19 protein-coding genes are annotated in these 19,603 nt (G+C 63.2%); 12 read left to right on the top strand and 7 right to left on the bottom strand.

Annotated elements, in window-relative coordinates:
• Window positions 1-77: 77 nt before the first annotated feature.
• From HCR84_RS15035 to HCR84_RS15010, 6 genes are all read left to right on the top strand, one after another.
• A complete protein-coding gene (locus HCR84_RS15035) occupies window positions 78-1,466 on the top strand; it encodes an HNH endonuclease signature motif containing protein (protein ID WP_166979702.1) in 1,389 nt (462 codons plus the stop codon).
• 21 nt (window positions 1,467-1,487) lie between these two features.
• Window positions 1,488-2,438, top strand: coding sequence for an arsenic resistance protein (locus tag HCR84_RS15030; protein ID WP_166979703.1), 951 nt, complete (start codon window positions 1,488-1,490; stop codon window positions 2,436-2,438).
• Window positions 2,439-2,522: 84 nt separating this feature from the next.
• Window positions 2,523-2,882, top strand: coding sequence for a GntR family transcriptional regulator (locus HCR84_RS15025; protein ID WP_166979704.1), 360 nt, complete (start codon window positions 2,523-2,525; stop codon window positions 2,880-2,882).
• Complete coding sequence (locus HCR84_RS15020) at window positions 2,879-3,760, top strand: ABC transporter ATP-binding protein (protein WP_166979705.1); 882 nt, start codon at window positions 2,879-2,881, stop codon at window positions 3,758-3,760. The genes HCR84_RS15025 and HCR84_RS15020 overlap by 4 nt, the downstream gene beginning before the upstream one ends.
• A gap of 11 nt (window positions 3,761-3,771) precedes the next feature.
• Window positions 3,772-4,491 carry a hypothetical protein gene (locus HCR84_RS15015; RefSeq protein WP_166979706.1) on the top strand — a complete coding sequence of 240 codons (720 nt, stop codon included), beginning with the start codon at window positions 3,772-3,774 and terminating at the stop codon, window positions 4,489-4,491.
• A gap of 122 nt (window positions 4,492-4,613) precedes the next feature.
• Entirely contained in the window at window positions 4,614-8,177 is a 3,564-nt protein-coding gene (locus HCR84_RS15010; protein WP_166979707.1) for a TM0106 family RecB-like putative nuclease, read from the top strand.
• An 11-nt stretch (window positions 8,178-8,188) separates the two neighbouring features.
• Here HCR84_RS15010 and HCR84_RS15005 read toward each other — a convergent pair whose 3' ends face one another.
• Together HCR84_RS15005 and HCR84_RS15000 are read right to left on the bottom strand one after the other, a co-directional pair.
• Window positions 8,189-8,575, bottom strand: coding sequence for an META domain-containing protein (locus HCR84_RS15005; RefSeq protein ID WP_235940717.1), 387 nt, complete (start codon window positions 8,573-8,575; stop codon window positions 8,189-8,191).
• Window positions 8,565-8,867 carry a 4a-hydroxytetrahydrobiopterin dehydratase gene (locus HCR84_RS15000; RefSeq protein WP_166979708.1) on the bottom strand — a complete coding sequence of 101 codons (303 nt, stop codon included), beginning with the start codon at window positions 8,865-8,867 and terminating at the stop codon, window positions 8,565-8,567. Before HCR84_RS15000 ends, HCR84_RS15005 begins: the two co-directional genes overlap by 11 nt.
• Window positions 8,868-8,983: 116 nt before the next feature.
• Between HCR84_RS15000 and HCR84_RS14995 the strand changes: the two genes are divergently transcribed.
• A complete protein-coding gene (locus HCR84_RS14995) occupies window positions 8,984-10,669 on the top strand; it encodes a glycoside hydrolase family 13 protein (RefSeq protein ID WP_166979709.1) in 1,686 nt (561 codons plus the stop codon).
• Window positions 10,670-10,801: 132 nt separating this feature from the next.
• Here the strand turns inward: HCR84_RS14995 and HCR84_RS14990 are convergent, their stop codons facing one another.
• The gene (locus HCR84_RS14990; RefSeq protein WP_244972508.1) at window positions 10,802-11,311 is read right to left on the bottom strand and encodes a GNAT family N-acetyltransferase; all 510 of its coding nucleotides are present in this window, start codon (window positions 11,309-11,311) and stop codon (window positions 10,802-10,804) included.
• A gap of 74 nt (window positions 11,312-11,385) precedes the next feature.
• Between HCR84_RS14990 and HCR84_RS14985 the strand changes: the two genes are divergently transcribed.
• Window positions 11,386-13,452 (top strand): oxidoreductase, encoded by a 2,067-nt coding sequence (locus HCR84_RS14985; RefSeq protein WP_166979711.1) that lies wholly within the window; start codon window positions 11,386-11,388, stop codon window positions 13,450-13,452.
• Here HCR84_RS14985 and map read toward each other — a convergent pair.
• Entirely contained in the window at window positions 13,430-14,206 is a 777-nt protein-coding gene (map, locus tag HCR84_RS14980) for a type I methionyl aminopeptidase (protein ID WP_166979713.1), read from the bottom strand. The genes HCR84_RS14985 and map overlap by 23 nt on opposite strands.
• 48 nt (window positions 14,207-14,254) lie before the next feature.
• On the opposite strand from map, the gene HCR84_RS14975 reads away from it, so the two are divergent.
• Both HCR84_RS14975 and HCR84_RS14970 read left to right on the top strand, forming a co-directional pair.
• Window positions 14,255-14,530 carry a helix-turn-helix domain-containing protein gene (locus HCR84_RS14975; protein ID WP_166979715.1) on the top strand — a complete coding sequence of 92 codons (276 nt, stop codon included), beginning with the start codon at window positions 14,255-14,257 and terminating at the stop codon, window positions 14,528-14,530.
• 144 nt (window positions 14,531-14,674) lie between these two features.
• On the top strand, window positions 14,675-16,138 hold the full coding sequence (locus HCR84_RS14970) for an HNH endonuclease signature motif containing protein (protein WP_166979716.1): 1,464 nt from the start codon (window positions 14,675-14,677) through the stop codon (window positions 16,136-16,138).
• A gap of 167 nt (window positions 16,139-16,305) precedes the next feature.
• Here HCR84_RS14970 and HCR84_RS14965 read toward each other — a convergent pair whose 3' ends face one another.
• Window positions 16,306-17,067 (bottom strand): SDR family NAD(P)-dependent oxidoreductase, encoded by a 762-nt coding sequence (locus tag HCR84_RS14965; protein ID WP_166979718.1) that lies wholly within the window; start codon window positions 17,065-17,067, stop codon window positions 16,306-16,308.
• Between the two features lie 57 nt (window positions 17,068-17,124).
• Between HCR84_RS14965 and HCR84_RS14960 the strand changes: the two genes are divergently transcribed.
• The gene (locus HCR84_RS14960) at window positions 17,125-17,748 is read left to right on the top strand and encodes a nucleoside/nucleotide kinase family protein (RefSeq protein WP_166979719.1); all 624 of its coding nucleotides are present in this window, start codon (window positions 17,125-17,127) and stop codon (window positions 17,746-17,748) included.
• A gap of 30 nt (window positions 17,749-17,778) precedes the next feature.
• Window positions 17,779-18,846 (top strand): VanZ family protein, encoded by a 1,068-nt coding sequence (locus tag HCR84_RS14955; RefSeq protein WP_166979720.1) that lies wholly within the window; start codon window positions 17,779-17,781, stop codon window positions 18,844-18,846.
• Window positions 18,847-18,855: 9 nt separating this feature from the next.
• Here HCR84_RS14955 and HCR84_RS14950 read toward each other — a convergent pair whose 3' ends face one another.
• Window positions 18,856-19,245 carry a VOC family protein gene (locus tag HCR84_RS14950; RefSeq protein WP_166979721.1) on the bottom strand — a complete coding sequence of 130 codons (390 nt, stop codon included), beginning with the start codon at window positions 19,243-19,245 and terminating at the stop codon, window positions 18,856-18,858.
• Complete coding sequence (locus tag HCR84_RS14945; RefSeq protein ID WP_166979722.1) at window positions 19,242-19,523, bottom strand: ArsR/SmtB family transcription factor; 282 nt, start codon at window positions 19,521-19,523, stop codon at window positions 19,242-19,244. Before HCR84_RS14945 ends, HCR84_RS14950 begins: the two co-directional genes overlap by 4 nt.
• Window positions 19,524-19,603: the final 80 nt, after the last annotated feature.

The following is a 19,603-nucleotide window of genomic DNA, read 5'->3' as shown; positions in this document are numbered from 1 at the left end:
ATCGGGGCGCTTGGCCACGACAAGGTACTCGAACATAACTACGAAACACTGTCGGTGGCTCATGATGGTGTTTCGCCATGGTTAATTTCACAGACACCCTCTCAGTCCCAGGCGGTGATGACGCAGGGCGCAACTTGTTCGGTTCGCAGGCAAACCTCCTCTCGCTGATGATCGATGGAATTGCAGAAGAGAACGAGATGCTTGCAGTTGTGCATGCGCGGTTGGCCGGGCTCATGTGCCAGGCGCTTCGATTCTCACTCGAGCATCAACGCTTATTCACCGAGTCGGAAGGGTCAGCTTCCTCACGAGACGAATGGGCTCGCCGCGCCTTCGTCTCCGAACTCGCCACGGCGTTGAAACTGTCTGAGCGCAAGGTTGAGTCGATGCTCGCGAGCAGCGAAGCGCTCGTCGCCGACCTTCCCGAGACGCTCGATGCGCTTCGTTCGGGCGAGATTTCCTACCGACATGCAGAGCTCATGGTCTCCCAGGCCAATGGGCTTGATGCGTTGGAAACGCGCCGGTTCGAATCCGAGGCGATCGCCGTCGCCGCGTCGTCGACGCCGCCGCAGTTCAACCGATCGGCACTGGCGCTGCGCGAGAGAATGCACCCCGAAACAGCGGTCGAGCGAAAGAAGGCGGCAAAAGCTGACAGACACATCGAGAACTATGGAGAACCCGACGGCATGGGCTGGTTCTCGATCTATGCACCGATCGAGATGACCGAGAGCTTTGCGCACGTGGCGCGCAACACTGCGCTGTCGCTCAAGGCGGTGGGTGACGCTCGAACCCTCAGGCAGATCGCTGCGGATGCTGTCTCAGACGCCCTCATGAAAGGTTTCGCCTGGTCAGGCGAGCCCGCGGACAGCGGCGAAGACGAGCCGCGTTCAGCTTCGGGCGCGGTTCGTCCAAGCGTGCACGTCACCGTTCCTGTGATGACCCTGCTCGGCCATTCTGAGGAGTCTGCCGAACTTGAGGGCTACGGGCCGATCGACGCCGAAACGGCGCGGGAGCTTTCCGCGAATGCGCCGAGTTTCACTCGGATTTTGACACACCCGGAGACAGGTGCTGTGCTCTCCGTTGGCCGTGATCGTTACGCGGTTCCCGCAGACTTGCGTAAAGCCGTCGAGATTCGTGATGAAACCTGTGGTTTCGCAGGGTGCAACCGTTCAGCGTCCTCCTGCGACATCGACCACCGCCAGGATTGGCAGTACGGCGGGAAGACCGAGATAGACAATCTGAATGCATTGTGTCGACCACACCACCGGCTCAAGCACGAGACGCGATGGGCCGTGGATCGCACAGCCGACGGATACCTCGTGTGGACATCTCCACTCGAGCGTCACTATGTTGTTCGTCCGTATTCGGAGCCGGGTTTTACACGAATCGAGTCGAACGTCGAGGTCGTGGAGCCAGAGGGTGACGCGCCGAGCCTTTTCGATTCGCTCCCCGACGACCCACCATTCTGATCTGGTGCGAGACTTGCCTGCATGGGTGGCGTCGTTGCGGGGTTAGAGCGGTATCAGGTGACTCTCTACATAGCCGCGATTCTCTGCGCGGCCGCCCTTGGTTTTGGTTTGCCCGAAATCGGACTGTGGCTGGGCCCGCTGATTACGCCGTCGCTCGCGGTGCTCATGTACGTGACTTTCCTGAGCGTGCCTGTGGCTGCGGTCGGCGCGGGGCTCCGCGATTGGCGATTTCTGCTTGCTGTCGGCGGCGTCAACTTCGTCATCGTACCAATCGTCGTCTTTGTGATCTCTCGCATTATCGCGAGCAATGAGCCTCTCTTCATTGGTGTGCTTCTTGTCTTACTCAGCCCGTGCGTCGACTATGTGATCGTCTTCGCGCGGGTCGCTGGAGGCAGCGCAAATAAGCTGCTCGCCGTCACTCCGATTCTTCTGGTGCTGCAGATGGCGTTCCTTCCGTTGTACCTCGGGGCCATGGCGGGGCCGGCGCTTCTGGCAGGCCTTGCGGCCCGCCCGTTTGTTGAAGCGTTTCTGCTTCTCATCGTTGTGCCGTTCGGCATGGCGGCGCTGACACAGGTGGCCTCACGCACGCGCGTCGGCGGAGGTCTTCGACACCTGGGCAATGCGGTGATGGTGCCGTGCATGATGCTTGTGCTCATCGTCGTCGTTGCCTCTCACATCGCGGGAGTCGGTTCGCGGATCATCGAACTCGCAGCGGTCGTACCGGTCTATGTGCTGTTCATCGCCGTGCTCGTTGGGGTTGGGGCGATTGTCGGGCGCCTTCTGCACATGTCCCAGCTGGATCGGCGCGCGCTTATCTTCAGCGGGGTGACGCGCAACTCGCTTGTCGTTCTTCCGTTTGCCCTTGCGCTGCCCGCACACCTTGACCTTGCGCCCCTCGCCGTCGTCATGCAGACCCTTGTCGAGCTCATTGCGATGGTCATCCTTGTGCGACTCGTACCTCGAGTCGCGTAGAACGTCTTGCGACCGCGCGTCTTGACACCAGCTTGGTTATGTGGTTCATTAGTTGAGTAACGAACCAACAAGGAGTCACTCACGATGCTTGATGAAGGTCGCCCGCTGTTCGTTCAGATCGCAGAGCAGATCGAGAACGACATTCTCGATGGCACGTACCCGGAAGAAACCGCGGTGCCCTCGACAAACGCGCTTGCGGCATTTCTACGCATCAACCCCGCAACGGCGGGCAAAGGGCTCAACAGACTCGTTGACACAGGAATTCTCTACAAGAGGAGGGGAATCGGCATGTTCGTCGCCAGTGGGGCCAAACGTCAGCTCATGGAATCACGAAAGACGTCCTTCGCAATGGAGTATGTCGCCCCTCTCGTGCATGAGGCTTCGAAGCTGGGGCTCAGCACAGACGATCTCATCGCATTGATCACGAAAGAGGCACAATCATGACCGCGATTTCCACACGCGATCTTGCCAAGGTCTATAAGGATGTTCGCGCCGTCGACGGTGTCACCATCGACCTCGAACCGGACCGCATCTATGGACTGCTCGGCAGAAACGGTGCAGGCAAGACCACGCTGATGCAACTGCTCACCGGCCAGATCTTCGCTACGGCCGGTTCGATGACGGTGCTCGGGGAGAACCCCGTCGAGAACGCCGAGGTTCTCTCGCAGACCTGCTTTATTCAGGAGAGCCAGAAATACCCCGACACCTTCAAAGCCGGAAACGTGCTCATGGTGGCGGCATCCGTCTACCCGAATTGGGATGCCGCTTTTGCCGCGCGCCTTGTCGATGAGTTTCGGCTGCCAACGAAGCGTCTCGTCAAAAAGCTCTCACGTGGTCAGCTCAGCGCTATCGGCATCATCATCGGGCTCGCATCGCGTGCGCCACTGACATTCTTCGACGAGCCGTATTTGGGCTTGGATGCCGTGGCGCGACAGCTCTTCTATGACAGGCTGCTTGAAGACTTCGCGGAGCACCCGCGCACAGTAGTGCTCTCGACGCATCACATCGACGAGGCTGCGAATCTGCTCGAGCATGTGGTCGTTCTCGACGATGGACAGGTGCTGCTCGACGAAGACACCGAGGAGCTTCGCGGCCGCGCAATCCAGGTCTCGGGTCGTGCCGATGCGATTGACGCGTTCGCCGAACATCGAGAAGAGATTGCTCGTGAGCGAATGGGCGGTCTGGCAACGGTCACGCTCATCGCGCATGAGGGCGATCGGGATGCCGCCCAGCAGGCGGATCTCGCGGTGGCTTCTGTCTCGCTCCAAAACCTCATCGTCCATCTGACCACGGGCATAGAACGCTCCGCGGTCTCCGCTTGAAAGGAGTGATCATGCGAATAGGATCCGTCGTCAACCTGCATACAGCCAACCGATTCACTGCCATTGGGCAGCCACTGATGATCGCCGGAATGTCGTTTTCTTTCATCCTGGTCATTGGCATCGTCGCCAACCTCGCGACGGGCGGTCAAAATCTCGTAGATATGTATAACGGCATGGTGTGGAATGGTGCCATCTTCGCGCTGCTCGGGCCGCTGATGGGAATTGGCATCGCCGCGATGACCCAATACTTCCCGCTCGCTACCGGCTTCGGGCTGACTCGAAATGAGTTCTCCCGTGGCACGTCGCTCGTGTTCATCGCGAATGCCGTCTTCTTCTCGATCATCGTCACGGTCGGCAAGATGCTTGAGGAAGTCACCGAAGGGTGGGGCCTGCACATACGATTCTTCAACGTTGTTTACACAGGAACAGGGCCCGCGTGGCAGACGCTCGTGCAGACCTTCCTCCTGATTCTGGCGTTCATGTTCGTCGGTGCGGCCATCACGACAGTATTCAATCGATGGGGTCAGCTTGGCCTGTGGCTTGTACTTCTCGCATTCACTCTCGTCACCGTGGCCGGCGGCGCCCTGGCGTTCCTTAACGACAGCTTCGCCTCATGGCTCTTCTCTTTACTGTCGATGGGATGGGCCCCGTGGATGGGCGTGCTGCTCGCCGTCGGCGTTGTCGCTGCTACGATCTGGGCCGTGCTCGTGCGCCGGGCACAAGCGCGCTGACACACGCCGTCAATTGACCGGCTCGACTCGCACCCGCGGGTCGAGCCGGTTCTGTGTCGATTGGATGTCTGCCGTGCCGCATAGTGTGATGATGCACGACAACGCACGATCGAGGAGGCCCGATGTTTCTGCTGCGTGAGAGGGCGGATGCCGGCACAGACGATCCGCACGTCGTGACGAGCGCCAGCGATCTCACCCAGGCGTCCGCCTGCGAGTGGGCGTTTCTGCGGAGGCTTGATGCGAAGCTCGGGCGCATCCCCGCAATCGTCGAGGAGCGCGACGCGATGAACAAGCGCACATCGGCTCTCGGCGACGAGCACGAGGCGCGGGTGCTTCAACAGTATCGAGACGACTTCGGTGACGGCGTCGTCGAGATCGCCCGACCAACGTCGATGTCGGCCGAACACCTTCAGGATGCCGCTGACGCGACGCTCCGCGCCTTCGAGGCAGCTGCCGACGTGGTGTTTCAGGCGACATTCTGGGACGGCTCGTTCGTCGGGTTCGCCGACTTCATTGTGCGTCAGCCCGACGGCAGCTACGAGGTGCAAGACACAAAACTCGCCCGGTCGCCCAAGATCACGGCGCTGCTGCAGCTTGCGGCATACGGCGAGAAGATCGCGGCGCTCGGCATCGCGGTGAGCCCTGTCGCCCGGCTCATCTTGGGCGACGGCACCCAGAGCGAGCATCGTCTCGCCGATATCGCTCCGGTATACCGGCGGCGTGTGGCAAGGCTGCACGGCATCATCGCCGAGCGCCTCGCAGCGCCGGAGCCCCTGGCATGGGGCGACGCACGCTATACGGCGTGCGGTCGTTGCGATCAGTGTGAGCAGGCCGTGCAGCTGCACCGCGACGTGCTGCTCGTCGGCGGTCTCAGCACGCGGCAACGGGCGCGGCTCATCGCGGCGGGCATCGACACGATCGACGCGCTCGCCGCGGCATCCGGCCCGGTCTCCGACATGACAGAGGCGACGTTCGCGAATCTGCGAGAGCAGGCGAGGCTGCAACTCGAGAGCGAGCGCCCCACCGACGCGGCGGACTCCGCTGGGGCCATACCTGGCGCCCCCGCCGTTCGCGTGTTCGCGCCCGAGGCACTTGCCGCCATTCCCGAACCCGACGCCGGCGACATCTTCTTCGATTTCGAGGGCGATCCGCTTTACAGCGAAGCACGTTCTGACGGCACGGCGGAGTGGGGCCTCGATTATCTGTTCGGGCTCATCGAACCCGATGGCACGTTTCTGGCGTTCTGGGCGCATAGCTTCGCCGAGGAGCGCGAAGCGTTGCGGGACTTTCTCGACTACGTGCGACGTCGGCGGGTGCAGCATCCGAATATGCACATCTACCATTACGCGTCGTACGAGCGGACGCATCTGCTGTCGCTCGCCGCGCGGCACGGAGTAGGGGAGTCATATATCGACGAACTGTTGCGTGCGCACGTGCTCGTCGATCTGTACCCGATCGTGCGCCACAGTGTGCGCGTCGGCTCGCGGTCGTACTCCATCAAGAAGCTCGAGCCCCTCTATATGGGAGACGAGCACCGCGAGGGCGATGTCACGAACGCGGGCGATTCGATCACCGAGTACGCCGAGCTCAGCGAGCTGCGTGTCGCCGGAGAAGCAGGGGATCCGGATGCCGCCGCTGAAGCGCAGCGGATGCTCGACTCGATTGCCGATTACAACGAATACGACTGTCTGTCGACGCTGCGCCTGCGTGACTGGCTGCTCGGCTTCGCTCGCGACGCCGAGGTAAGGCCGCTCTCGGCGGCGGAACGCGACCCGCTCGACATCGAGCCTTCTGCATTGCATGACGCGCTCAAAGAGTTTGGGGGCGACGCTCTCGACCCCGAACGCACGGCAGACCAGCGCGCTCTGGCCATCGCCGCGGCGGCCATCGACTACCACCGACGTGAGCAGAAGAGCTTCTGGTGGGCGCACTTCTCTCGGCTCGTCGAGCCGCTCGATGATTGGGCCGACACGCGAGACTGCTTCGTCATCGATCGGGCGACGCTCGACCGCGAGTGGCATCGAGAAGGCAAGCAGCGCAGCGATCGCCGACACATTGTCGTGCGCGGGTCATGGGCGCCAGGAAGCACCGTGAAAGCCGGCGCGAAGCCGTATGCCCTCTACGAGCATCCGGGCCCGTGGTTTGACGATCGAGGCGATCCGGGGGCGCGTGTTGCCAAGGCGGTGACGATTCTCGAGGTGTTCGATGATGGCCGGATGCTTCTCGAAGAGACCCTCGGCAAAGATATCGACCGCTACGACGCCATGCCCGTTGCGCTCACTCCCGAGAGTCCACCACGACCGGGAACGCAGGTCGACGCCATTGAATGGTGGGGTCAGAACATCGTCGATTCACTCGGCGGCGCTGGCAGGTCACCGGATTCCGATGTGAGCGAGATCGCTGCGGCGCTGCCGCGGGAACCTGTTCTCGATCTGCTGCGCCGCGTGCCGCCGCATACCCAAAGGGGTGCGCTGCCGCGAACCGGAGACAACCTCGCCGATGTGACGGCGGCAGTGCTCGATCTCGACGACTCGTATCTCGCCGTGCAGGGCCCTCCCGGAACAGGCAAGACCTACCTTGCTTCGCATCTGATCGCCGAGCTCGTGCGGACGCACAAATGGAAGATCGGCGTCGTCTCGCAATCGCACGCCGTTGTCGAGAACGTGCTTGATCGCGTGGTGACGAGCGCGGGGCTCGACGCGTCGCTTGTCGGCAAGGCGCTCAAACAGGGCGACGATGCCGATCACGCATTCACGGCGATCGACAAAAAGCAGTACCTGACGTTCGGCCTCGACCACGCAGAGAGCGGCTACGTCATCGGGGGCACTGCATGGACGTTCAGCAACCCCGCATACGTCGGGCGGCGCGACCTTGACCTGCTGGTCGTTGACGAAGCGGGGCAGTACTCGCTCGGTTCGACGATCGCGGCGAGCGTCGCGGCGCGCAACCTCGTTCTGCTCGGTGACCCGCAGCAGCTTCCGCAAGTGAGTCAGGGAACGCATCCTGAACCCGTCGACGAATCGGCGCTCGGCTGGGTGAGTGCAGGGCACGATGTGCTGCCTGAAGAACTCGGCTACTTTCTCGCCGAGAGTCGCCGCATGCGTGAGGAGGTGACGGCCGTTGTCTCTGACCTCTCGTACGAGGGAGAGCTGAGCTCGCACACGTGCGCGGCTGACCGCCAGCTGCAGAACCGTTCACCTGGGCTGCACATCGATGCCGTTGACCACACGGGCAACGCGACGTCCTCTCCCGAAGAGGCGGCACGTGTCGTCGAGATTGTTCGCGACTACCTCGGGGGCAGGTGGACCGACCCCGACAGCGGGCGCGACGGCGAGCCGCTGACCGAGCACGACATCATCGTCGTCTCACCGTACAACGCGCAGGTCGGGGTCGTTCGCGAGGCCCTCGATGCTGCAGGCCACTCGGCCGTTCGGGTTGGAACCGTCGACAAGTTTCAGGGGCAGGAGGCCGTGATCGCGATCGTGAGCCTCGCGGCATCCGACCCCACCGAGGTGCCCCGGGGCATGGGCTTTCTGCTGATGAAGAACCGGCTCAACGTGTCAATCTCGCGTGCGCAGTGGGCTGCGCACCTCGTGTTTTCGCCGTCGCTCATCGACTACCTTCCGCACACGCCAGAGGAGCTGGCGCAGCTGAGCGCGTTCATCAGGCTCGTTGACGGTCGCTGATCATCGAGCGGTCAGTCGCCGGCGAGGGTGCCGATCTTCTCGTCGTTCTCGCCGTAGACGACGAGATCGCCGTCAACGACTTTCGCGGTTGCCGCCTTCGAGAGCCACGTGTCGACGCCCTCGCAGGCCTTCATCGTCGACACGAAGTGGCCAAACGTGAACGTCTCGCCCGAGATGGTGCCCTGACCGTTGAGACGATTGCACCCGTCGGTGCCCGAAAACGAACTGTCGTCGTCGATCGTGAGGTTCGGCTGGCCGGAATCGGTGCTTCCCCACGCGCCGGAAAACGACTCTTCGCCAGACGAACACCCGGTCAGGCAGAGCGCAAGCGCGGCGGCGGCCGCCAGCATCCGTGCCTGTCGTCGTGCAATCACCGGCACAGCGCGGTCACGTGGCATGGATGCCGCTGTCGTGCGCAACCTGTGAGATCTGGCGCGCCAGCTCGACGTCGCGTTCCGACAAGCCGTCGACCTCATGAGTGGTGAGTGTGACGGTGACCGCGGGATAGGTGAGCTCCACGTCGGGGTGATGCTCGGCGGCATCCGCAAGCGCCCCGATCTCATCGACGAACGAGACTCCGCTTGAGAATGTGCCTGTCGCGAACGTGGCGGTGACATGCGCCTCGTCTGCTTCCCAGTCGGCTACGCCGGGAGCCTCTATGAACTCTTCTGCGCTGATTCGATCGACCATGCTCCCAGGCTACGTCGGGAAGTGCGCGGGCAACAGGGGGATGAGGAGAACGTTCCGTGTTCTGCTCTAGGGTGAGAACACTCCTTCTCACGTTGCGCAGAAAGGCCCCTCGATCAATGACCGATGTGCTCGACAGTAGCCCGAACCCCGACACTCGTGACAATGACGAGGATGCCGGTGCCACCTGGTGGCGCCAGGCTGCCGTCTACCAGATCTACCCTCGCAGCTTCGCCGATGCGAATGGTGACGGCATTGGCGACCTTGCTGGCATCACTAGCCGAGTTCCCTACCTCAAGCGGCTCGGCATCAACGCCGTCTGGCTCAGCCCGTTCTACCCGTCGGCGCTCGCTGATGGCGGATACGACGTCGATGACTACCGCGATGTCGACCCGAAGATCGGAACGCTCGACGATTTCGACGAGATGATCGCTGCGTTGCACGAGGCGAACATCAAGCTCATCGCCGACATTGTGCCGAACCACAGCTCTGATCGGCACGTGTGGTTTCAGCAGGCGCTCGCCGCAGGCAAAGGGTCGCCGGAGCGCGCGCGCTACATCTTTCGTGACGGGCTCGGCGCGAACGGCGAGATTCCGCCCTCCGACTGGGTGTCGATGTTCGGCGGACCCGCGTGGACGCGGGCCCGCGATGGCCAGTGGTACCTGCACCTCTTCGCGACAGAGCAGCCCGACTTCAACTGGAAGAACCCGGAGGTGCACGAGGATTTTCTGACGACCCTGCGCTTCTGGAGTGACCGCGGCGTCGATGGGTTTCGCGTTGACGTCGCCCACGGCTGTGCAAAAGAGCTTCCCGATGTGCTGCCCACGCAGGCAGAGCTCGATGCGACCCCCACCACAGACGGCCAGCACCCGCTGTGGGATCGCGACGAGGTGCACGACATCTACGCCGAGTGGCGTCAGGTGCTCGACGAGTACGATCCGCCGCGCATCGCCGTCGCGGAGGCCTGGGTCGCCTCGGCTGAGCGCCGTGCACGCTATGCGAGCCCGAAGGAGCTCGGCCAAGCGTTCAACTTCGACCTGCTCGAAGCCGACTTCGATGCCGGAGCGTTTCTCGAGATCGTGAGCACCAACCTCGCCGAGGCGAAGATCGCGGGGTCGTCGACGACCTGGGTGTTCTCGAACCACGATGTCGTGCGCCACGCCACGCGCTATGGCCTTCCGCCGCGGGGAGGCAGTGACGTCAAACAGGGTGCCGAGTGGCTGCTCTCGGGCGGAACGACGCCCGAGCTCGACGTCGCGACCGGGCTGCGCCGCGCTCGCGCGGCATCCCTCTTCATGCTCGGCCTGCCTGGCTCTGCCTACCTCTACCAGGGCGAGGAGCTCGGTCTCGGAGAGGTCGCCGACATTCCAGCGGATCAGCACCAGGACCCGGCGTATTTTCGCAACCCCGGGGTTGATCCCGGTCGTGACGGATGCCGCGTGCCGCTGCCGTGGACGGTCGACGGGCCGTCTTTCGGATTCGGTCCGGCCCGTGCGCACTTGCCGCAGCCGGAGTGGTTCAGCGCGCTGTCTGTTGAGGCCGAGGACGACGACCCGGCATCGACGCTCACCCTGTACCGCACGGCGCTCACCCTGCGCAATCAGCTGCAGACGACCGAGGCACTTGACTGGCTGGGGTCTGATGCTCGCAGCGTGCTGCACTTTCGGCGCCCGAACGGCTGGGAGGTCGTGACAAACTTCGGCACCGAACCGATTGCGATGCCGGCTGGCGAGGTGCTTGTGTCGAGCGGCCCGCTCAGCGAGGGGACGTTGCCCGGTGAGACGACGGTGTGGCTGAAAGCCTGACCGTCACCACTTGGCGGCTCGGCCCGCTCGTCCTGGCGTTCATGCGTCCCATATAGACGGTGCGCATCACCGTGAGCGACCATATGGGCCGCCTGAACCTTGCGCGAGATCAGGCGAGCGAGAGAGCGACCGTCACAGCCGCTTGATCATCTCGAGCTCACGTCTGCTGGGGTCGAGGTTGTACGGCACGGTGTGTCCGGTCAGCACGAAGCCCCGGCGCTCATAGGCGATGCGCGCCCGCGCGTTGTCTTCGTGCACGTGAAGCAGCAGGCGGTTGCTCTCGGTGCGCGCCCACTCCTCGATCGCTTCAAGCAGGCCGTCTGTGACTCCTGCTCCTCGGCCGCGGTGACGGGGAGTCACATACACGCCGACAAGAACCGGCGTCGTCTCGTGATCGGGCACGAACCCGCCCATGGTGCCAACCCAGCGGCCGGAACCGTCAATGGCAGCGAGCTTGATGCCGTGCGCGGCCATGCCGCGTTGCGCGTTCATGCGCCAATCGTCCTCACCGTGGCTGAGGGCAGTCTCGAGTGTCTCGGCGAACCCAATCGGGGTGTCGCGAATCATCTCCAACCGAAGGTCGCGAACTTTGCACCAATCGTCTTCTGTCGTGCGTCGGATCGTATACTCGCGGGAGCTCACGCCCTTGAGCCTATATCGGGATCGAGCGCGAATCTGCCCACCATGGCGGGTGCCCGCGAAAGTACAGTGGGCGCATGAGCATTGTTCCTGCAGGTCGCAGCGACGCGGCATCCGACCCGCTCTTCTCGCCCCTGCGCATCGGAAACATCACCGTGCGAAACCGGCTCATGCAGGCGGCGCACTCCAAGCTGTATGCCGTCGAGGGGCACGAGTCGCAGCAGGAAATCGACTACTTCTCGCGCCGCGCGGAGGGTGGCACGGCGCTCTTCATCGCGGGCAACCGGTTTGTACACCCGTCAAGCGCGATCCGCGGGTTCGTTGATGGCTGGCGCACCGACATCGTCGATGCAGACAGGCGATTGACGGATGCTGTTCACACACGCGGTGCGAAAATTTTTGCGCAGCTCAACCACCACGGTGCCCAAGCTGTGCCCGACGGTCCAGATGGCCCGCGCCCGGTGTTCAGCGCCAGCCGGATGCTGTCGCCGGCAACCGGCGCGGCAACCGTCGAAGCGACGCCCGATGACCTCGCCGCCTTCGTCGAGGGCTGGGCGCTCTCTGCCGAGAACGCCGTGCGCGGCGGCTTCGATGGCGTCGAGGTGCACATGGCGCACGGCTACCTGCTGCACCAGTTTCTCTCACCGCTCTACAATCGGCGCACAGACGAGTACGGCGGCACGCTCGAGAATCGAGTGCGATTTCCGCTGGCGGCGCTGGCCGCCGTGCGCGATCGCGTGGGCGACGACGTGGCGGTCGGCATCCGCATGGTCGCGAATGAATTTGACGAACAGGGGCTGACGCAGAGCGAGTGCCTCGAGATCATCGACCACCTCCGCGAGCACGTGCGCATTGACTACATCAATCTCGCCGGTGGTGAGTATCACCAGGTGCACTATGTGTTCCCCTCCGCAGCGATGCCCGCGGCATGGTTGCGTGATGACGTTGCCGCCGTCAAACGGCGCAACGCAGACATTCCCGTCTTCGGGGTCGGTGCGGCCGCCACCGTCGACGATGCACGCGGTGTCATCGGCGACGGCGTTGCCGATATGGTCGCCCTCACCCGCGCGCAGATCGCTGAGCCCGACCTTGCCGTCAAACTGCGTTCGAGCGAGCCCGTCACCCACTGCATCCGACTGAATCAAGGCTGCCTTGCGCGCACGGGCAACGGCCTTCCAATGGGTTGCACAGTCAACCCGATCGTCGGCCGTGAGTCCACCCGCAGCACGCCGCAACGTGCACAGCGCGAGCGGCACGTCGCCGTTGTTGGCGGCGGGCCGGCGGGCCTCAAGGCCGCTGTCGAGCTGCGACGCAACGGGCACAGGGTGACGCTTTTCGAAGCGGAAGAGCATCTGGGCGGGCAGCTTCGCCTTGCCGCTCGCGTGCCCGGTCGCGACAGCATCCGCCTGCTCGTTGACGACCTCACGCGCGATGCCGCTGGTGTCGACGTGCGGCTCGGGGTACGCGCCGATGCGAAGCTGCTCGCCGCGGCATCCGACCGGTTCGACGACGTGATCATTGCCACAGGATCGCGGCCGGCTGCACACGAAAGATCGGTGGCGGATGCCGCTTCTCTGCGACTTTCTGAGCTTTCTGAGCTGCCTGGCGTTGTGACCGCATGGCAGGCCGTTGACCAGCCGGAGCTCCTGCGGGGCCCTGTGCTGATCGTCGATCATGACGGAACTCCGTATTCCTCGGGAATCGCGCTCGCCGTCGCGGCGGCGGCCGGCGACGTGCGGCTCATCACCCGCTTCGACACGGCGTTTCCGTTCATCCGCGGCAGCCAAGACCGCGACCATCTGCACAGGCGGCTCTTCCGAGTGCCTGGAACGCCAGGCGCACTGCCGGGTGACGGCGCGTTCGCGATTGACGTATCGGCGACACTCACCGATTTCGACCCGGATGCTGCTCGCGCGACCATCCGCGACCTGCACTCGGGGCGGGTTCGCTCTGTTGCCGCGCGCACTGTCGTTCTGGCGACGCCGCGGGAGCAGGTTCCGTTCGAGACCGCCGACATGCCGGCATCCATTCCCCTCACCGTTGTCGGCGATGCCCGCGCGCCGCGCTCCATCGATGCCGCGATCTTCGACGCCTTCGAGGCAGCGTTCGCGTTCGGCGCTGTCAGCGACTCATCGGCAGGGTGAGAATCTCTGCGCCGTCGTCGGTGATGGCGATCGTGTGCTCGGTGTGCGCTGTGCGGCAGCCCGTCGCGCTGCGCAGTGTCCACCCGTCGTCGTCCATGACGAGCTCAGTCGTGTCGGCCATCACCCACGGCTCCAGAGCGAGCAGCAGTCCGGGGCGCAACGTGAATCCGCGACCGGGGCGACCGGTGTTCGGCACATGGGGGTCTTGATGCATTGTCGTGCCGATGCCGTGCCCACCAAACTCGGTGTTGATGGGGAACCCCGCTTCGCTGAGCACGGAGCCGATCGCGTGCGAGAGATCGCCGATGCGCGCGCCTGGCCCGGCGGCGTCGATTCCCGCGGCAAGTGCTCGTTCTGTTGCGTCGATCATGGCGGCGCTCTCGGCCGGGCGTGAGTCGCCGACGATGAAGCTGATCGCTGCGTCTGAGGCGATGCCGCGCAGCGAGACCGCCAGGTCGAGGGTCAGCAGGTCGCCGTTGGCGAGAGCATAGTCGTGAGGAAGTCCGTGCAGCACGGCATCATTGACAGCCGTGCAGATGTAGTGGCCGAATGGCCCGCGGCCGAACGACGGTTCATAGTCGACGTAGCACGACTGCGCCCCGGCCTCAGTAATCAGGGACATGGCCCATCGGTCGATGTCAAGAAGGTTTGTGCCGGCAGTGCTCCGGCTCTTCAGCGTCTGCAGAATGTCGGCGACCAGCGCTCCCGTCTCTCTCGCGCGAGCTACCTCGGCAGGGTTCAGGATCTCGATCATGGTGCCTCTCATCGTGCCAATAACTATCCCGGTACTATAATCGGAATCATGGTCAGATTGCCACTTACGCCCGAGGAGGTCGGTCGCGGACGGCGACTTGGTGCGCTGCTGCGTCGCGCCAGGGGAGAGCGGCCGATGCTCGAGACCGCGCTCGCTGCCCGCGTGTCTCCAGAAACGCTTCGCAAGATCGAGACGGGGCGGGTGGCAACACCGTCCTTTCCGACCATTGCGGCGCTCGCCGATGTTCTCGGCCTCTCGCTCGATGATGTGTGGTCAGAAATCAGCGAGCTTGAGCGTGAGCCTGCGGCATTGGGTAAGAGGTAGTCGGCCACATCCACCCTCCACTCTCTCCTGGCAGCTGCTCGCTTCTTCGTCCACAGGCAGAAACTTTGTCGAGTTATCCACAATGGGTGGTTGACCGGGTGTTCTGTCGGTGGGAGTGTCGGTGGGTCCTGCGATACTTTGGTCATGCACAAAGCAGCGGCGGCACCCGGTTTCGAACCCAATGAGGGTCCGGATGCTGTTGCTGTAGAGGCTGCGGAAGACTTGCTCTCTGCCGCGTCACGACTCGCGTCGATCGACCCGGCAGACCTCTCCGCCAACACACTGTTGACCTACACAGGCCTTTTGGGAAACAGCACCCGCATCATCGAAGGCCGTCAGATCTCAAATGTGGGCGATATTACCCAGCGCTCTGATACGGATGCCGGGTTTGATGGTCTCGCTGCCCGTCACGGGGCGAAGAGCCCCACAGCATTGTTTGAGGTGATCACGGGGGCGAAGAACTCCACAGCGTATCGGTTCGCGACAGTCGCGAAACACACAACACCACGCGTATCCGATACCGGGCTGCCCCTCGATCCGGTGTTCGCCCAGACCGCAGGCGCGCTGGCTGACGGTGTGATTGGTCTGGATGTTGCCGAGTCGATCACGTCGACGTTGGCACCTGTCCTGCCCAGGGTGGCGCCGGAGCAGATCGACTGGGCTGAGGAGACTCTGATTGGTAATGCGACGGGTGCGTTCGGTGAGGTGCCGTTCACGGCGGATGCTGTGCGGCAGCAGGCCCGCGTGTTTCGTGTTGCCCTTGACCCTGACGGTGTCGAACCCACAGCAGAAGAACTCCATGAGGCACGCAAGCTGGTCTTCAAGCACCAAGACGACGGGTCGATGAAGATCACCGGCACACTATCACCGGAACAGGCGGCGCAGGTGACACCGGTGTTTGATGCGTTCATGTCAAAGCGCACGAGCCCGACGTTTATGCATGCTGAGGAGCTCGCCGCGACCAAGCAGGCACCCGAGGAGCGGACAAGGCAGCAGGAACGTGCCGACGTGTTCACGTCGATCATCGGGGGTGTCGGCAAACAACACTCCACACCGAAACTCCACGGCCGTGGCCCAACAGTGATGATCACGGTGAAAGACGACGATCTGGAGAACGGTACCGGTGCAACTTGGTCACCGGGAACACCAGCACCACTACCGATGAGCTTTGTGACACAGATGCAGTGCGACGGCGACACCCGCCAGGTACACATCGACGAACACGGCGACGTGTTGAACCTCGGGAACGCCAGGCGGTTCTTCACCGCGAAGCAACGTTTGGCGTTGATCGCCCGCGACGGGAACACCTGTGTTGTCGATGACTGTGACATTCCGGCGTGGCTGTGTGAAGCGCATCACGTGCAAAGATGGGAAAACGGCGGCCGAACAGATGTTGCAAATGGCCTGATCGTCTGCTGGTATCACCACAGATTGCTGGAACGCGGCGAATGGTCCCTCACCCGCGACAAAAACGGCCGGCCGAAGCTGATTCCACCGAACTGGTACGTGAACAGACGGTATTTAGGACGGCGACGCCGCATCACAGACAACGAAGACGACGACAGTGACCCGCCAGACGATCATCGAGATACCGGGCCGCGCACCTGACGTACGCGGCGGCCCCGACACACCATACGCACGAGTCAAATCACTCGCAGCGCTATGACGTGTGCCCGGTGGCCGCCGATACGCGGAGATGAGCCAAACGCAGAACCCTGGCGCAACAGCAATGTCCGTCATTTCTGTCGCTTGGAGCACGACGGTGACTTCACGAGTCAATTGCGCAGGTGCGAAGCTCCATTCGCATCGAGAATCGTTCCCGAACACCACGCAGCCTCGGGCGATGCCAACCAGAAAACGGCTTCGGCAATCTCATCCGCGGTGCCGACACGGCCAAAGGGACTCTGAGCTCGAAGCGCCTCGCCCGCTGGGCCCTCCAGCTTGGGCAGCTGCCGCGGGGTGGCGACAAAGCCAGGCGCCACAGACGTCACCGAGATGTTGTGGGGCGCCAACGCCACAGCGAGGGACTGCCCCAGTGCATGAAGACCAGCCTTGCTCGCTGCGTACGCCGGGTGCTCGGGCTCACCGCGGAACGCCCCGCGCGACCCGATGTTGACGATCGCACCGGGGGCCGCACGCTCAATGAGCTGAGACGCAACCGCCCATGCGAGGTTCGCTGCGCCGAAAAGATTGACGTCGAGCATGTCGCGAAATGCGCTCGTCCAGTCGGCGTACGACACCTCTCCGATCACGTGCCGGTTCGCCGCCGTCGGTGCAACGCCGGCATTGCACACAAGCACATCAATGCTGCCCAGCTGATCGGTCGCCGAGTCGACGATCTGAGTCACAGCTTCGGGTGTCGCAATGTCGCCAGCCACCAGTGCGTGGCCAGAACCGGGCAGGTTGCGAAGAGTGACCTCTGCACCGTCGCGATTGCGGGAGAAGTGTACGGCGACGCGATCGCCTGCCTCGGCAAAGCGGCGGGCAACGGCAGCGCCGATTCCTCCGGAGGCACCGGTGACGAGGATCGATCTCACGCGACCTCCAGTTGTCGATGCGGTTTGATTCGGTGTCGACTCTGCCACACTCAGAGGGTGACAACAGCGCTCTCTGATCTCGCGACGGCAGTTCGCGGCATCCGTTCCCTGAGAAATCGCACGATGCTCGGCATCGTCGGCACACCTGGCGCGGGCAAGACGACATTCGCGCAGGTACTCGTTGCCGCGCTTGGCGACACGGCCGTCAACGTGCCAATGGATGGGTTTCACCTCGCCGACGTGACGCTTGATGCTCTCGGACTCCGTGCCCGCAAGGGTGCTCCCGAAACCTTCGACAGCCACGGCTATGCGAGGCTGCTCACGCTTCTCGCCGAGCGTCCGGATCACAGCGTGTACGCCCCGGGCTTCGAGCGCGACATTGAGCAGCCCATCGCCGCTGCCCTCACCATTGAACCTCACTCCGACATCGTCGTGACCGAGGGCAATTACCTGCTGCTCGACGGGTGGGAAGACGTGCGGGAGTCCCTCGACGAGATATGGGTCGTTCATGAAGACGATGCGCTGCGACGTGAGCGACTCATCGCCAGGCATGTGAGATTCGGAAAGACTCCGGATGCTGCCCGCGAATGGGTTGCGAACGTCGACGATCTCAATGCGCGCCTGATCGAAGAGACGGCTCACCGTGCCGACCGAGTGATCGATCTGGCCGAGCTGAGCTGACGTCTCACCGACCGCCGATACGATCGACGGGTGAGTTCCGCGTTCACCCCAGCACTGATCGCCGTTATCGGCGGCTGCGTTATCGCCGTCGTGGCGTTCGTGCCTTTCGTTGCGATGAGCTACCGTCGGCGCGGCGAGATGACGTTCTGGCGCAGCATCCTGTGGTTCGTCGCCGTCATCTACGTGATGGCGCTGTGGACCTACACACTGCTCCCCTTCCCCGAGACTCGCGACGTCACCTGTGTTCCTCTGCAGACTGCGCCGTTCGCGTTCGTCGGCGACATTGCGCACTACGGCGTCGGCAGCGTCGGCGCGCTCATGCAGAACCCCGCGGTCGTACAGGTGGCCCTGAACGTCGTGCTTTTCATGCCGCTTGGCTGGTTCATTCGGCATCTTGCCGGTCGAGGCGTCGTCGTGGCGACACTCATCGGTTTTGTCGTGTCGATGCTCATCGAGGTGACCCAGGTGACGGGCATCTGGGGGCTCTACTCGTGTGCGTACCGTGTGTTCGATGTCGACGACCTGATTGCCAACACGGCGGGTGCGCTGCTCGGATCGATTGTCGGGATGCTGCTGTGGAGGCGCTCGGAACGGCGCCTGGATGCTGGTGCACCGCGCCCGATCACCGCACCGCGTCGTTTCGTCGGCATTCTCAGCGATGTCGCTGTTCTCTGGATCACCGGCTGGGTCGTCATTGCTGTCAGGCTTGGCATCGCGCTGCTCGACGGGCGGCCGGAGCTCGCCATTCCCGAAGAGGTATTTGGCGTCGCCGCCTATGCGCTGCCGATCATCGTGCAGCTGCTCTCGGTGCTGATTGGCGGTGTGACGATTGGCGAACGCATCGTTCTCATTCGTGCTGTGCACGGATCGATGCCAGCTATGATCGCCCGTCCCGTGAGATTTCTGCTGGGCATCGGCGGGTACATGATGCTTCTCGCGTCGGAAAGCTTCGTGAGCAGCATGCTTCTGCCGGTTCTTGTGCTCGTGTCGTTCATCATGGTGTTCACGACCCGCAATCACCGTGGGCTTGCGTCAGTGGCCGCACGGATGGATGTCGAAGACGTGCGCGTGCGCGGTAACGATCGTGCGGCGAGTTGAGGCGCTTGGCTACGCGATGAATTGAGCGAGCTGCAGCAGATTTCCGCACGTATCGTCTAGCATCGCGGTGATCACGGGGCCCATGGGTGTTGGCGGCTGGGTGAACGTGACCCCCAGCTCGGTGAGTCGCTTGTGCTCCGCGCGAATGTCGTCGACGGCAAGCATGCAGAAAGGGATGCCGTCGGCGACGAGGGCCTCGGTGAACGGGGCGACGGCAGGGTGTCCCTTCGGCTCGAGTGAGATCTGGGTGCCGTCTGGTCTCTCGGGATCGACCACCGTCAGCCAGCGGGCATCGCCGAGCGGAACGTCGTCGGCGACAATGAAGCCGAGTGCGGTTGTGTAGAAATCGAGAGCCCGCTGCTGGTCGTCGACGAAGATGCTTGTTGCCTGGAGTTTCATTGTTGTGCCCTTCTGGTCGGCCAGCGTGCCGCAATCTGCGCCAAGGGCGCTGTGTCAATCGAGTGGAGCTTGTATCGGCCGTTGCGCTCTGTGTGCACGAGCCCGGCGCGCTCAAGCACATCGAGGTGCTGAGAGACCGCCTGCCGAGACATGCTCATGTCGTAGTTCATCGCCAAGCGACCACAGATCTCGAAAAGCGTCTGATCATCGCGATCGAGAAGCTCGTCGAGCAGCACGCGGCGGGTTTCGTCAGCGAGCGCCTTGTAGATGTCGGCCATGACCTCATGTTAGGCAAGTGGATACTTGCATGTAAAGCCACACTTGCAGGAAAAAGCGCACCGCCGGCAGGGGGCTGCCG

The sequence above is a fragment of the Paramicrobacterium fandaimingii genome, from assembly GCF_011751745.2.
Taxonomy (GTDB): Bacteria; Actinomycetota; Actinomycetes; order Actinomycetales; family Microbacteriaceae; genus Paramicrobacterium; species Paramicrobacterium fandaimingii.
Note: the sequence above shows the minus strand (reverse complement) of the source record. Positions and strands in the feature narration are given on the sequence as shown.

Coding starts and splice junctions, on each gene's coding strand:
- HCR84_RS14950 (WP_166979721.1), bottom strand. CDS start 19,245: ATGAAACTCCAGGCAACAAGCATCTTCGTCGACGACCAGCAGCGGGCT.
- HCR84_RS14975 (WP_166979715.1), top strand. CDS start 14,255: ATGGTCAGATTGCCACTTACGCCCGAGGAGGTCGGTCGCGGACGGCGA.
- HCR84_RS15025 (WP_166979704.1), top strand. CDS start 2,523: ATGCTTGATGAAGGTCGCCCGCTGTTCGTTCAGATCGCAGAGCAGATC.
- HCR84_RS15005 (WP_235940717.1), bottom strand. CDS start 8,575: ATGCCACGTGACCGCGCTGTGCCGGTGATTGCACGACGACAGGCACGG.
- HCR84_RS15020 (WP_166979705.1), top strand. CDS start 2,879: ATGACCGCGATTTCCACACGCGATCTTGCCAAGGTCTATAAGGATGTT.
- HCR84_RS14970 (WP_166979716.1), top strand. CDS start 14,675: ATGCACAAAGCAGCGGCGGCACCCGGTTTCGAACCCAATGAGGGTCCG.
- HCR84_RS15035 (WP_166979702.1), top strand. CDS start 78: ATGGTTAATTTCACAGACACCCTCTCAGTCCCAGGCGGTGATGACGCA.
- HCR84_RS15015 (WP_166979706.1), top strand. CDS start 3,772: ATGCGAATAGGATCCGTCGTCAACCTGCATACAGCCAACCGATTCACT.
- HCR84_RS15010 (WP_166979707.1), top strand. CDS start 4,614: ATGTTTCTGCTGCGTGAGAGGGCGGATGCCGGCACAGACGATCCGCAC.
- HCR84_RS15000 (WP_166979708.1), bottom strand. CDS start 8,867: ATGGTCGATCGAATCAGCGCAGAAGAGTTCATAGAGGCTCCCGGCGTA.
- HCR84_RS14945 (WP_166979722.1), bottom strand. CDS start 19,523: ATGGCCGACATCTACAAGGCGCTCGCTGACGAAACCCGCCGCGTGCTG.
- HCR84_RS15030 (WP_166979703.1), top strand. CDS start 1,488: ATGGGTGGCGTCGTTGCGGGGTTAGAGCGGTATCAGGTGACTCTCTAC.
- HCR84_RS14985 (WP_166979711.1), top strand. CDS start 11,386: ATGAGCATTGTTCCTGCAGGTCGCAGCGACGCGGCATCCGACCCGCTC.
- map (WP_166979713.1), bottom strand. CDS start 14,206: ATGATCGAGATCCTGAACCCTGCCGAGGTAGCTCGCGCGAGAGAGACG.
- HCR84_RS14995 (WP_166979709.1), top strand. CDS start 8,984: ATGACCGATGTGCTCGACAGTAGCCCGAACCCCGACACTCGTGACAAT.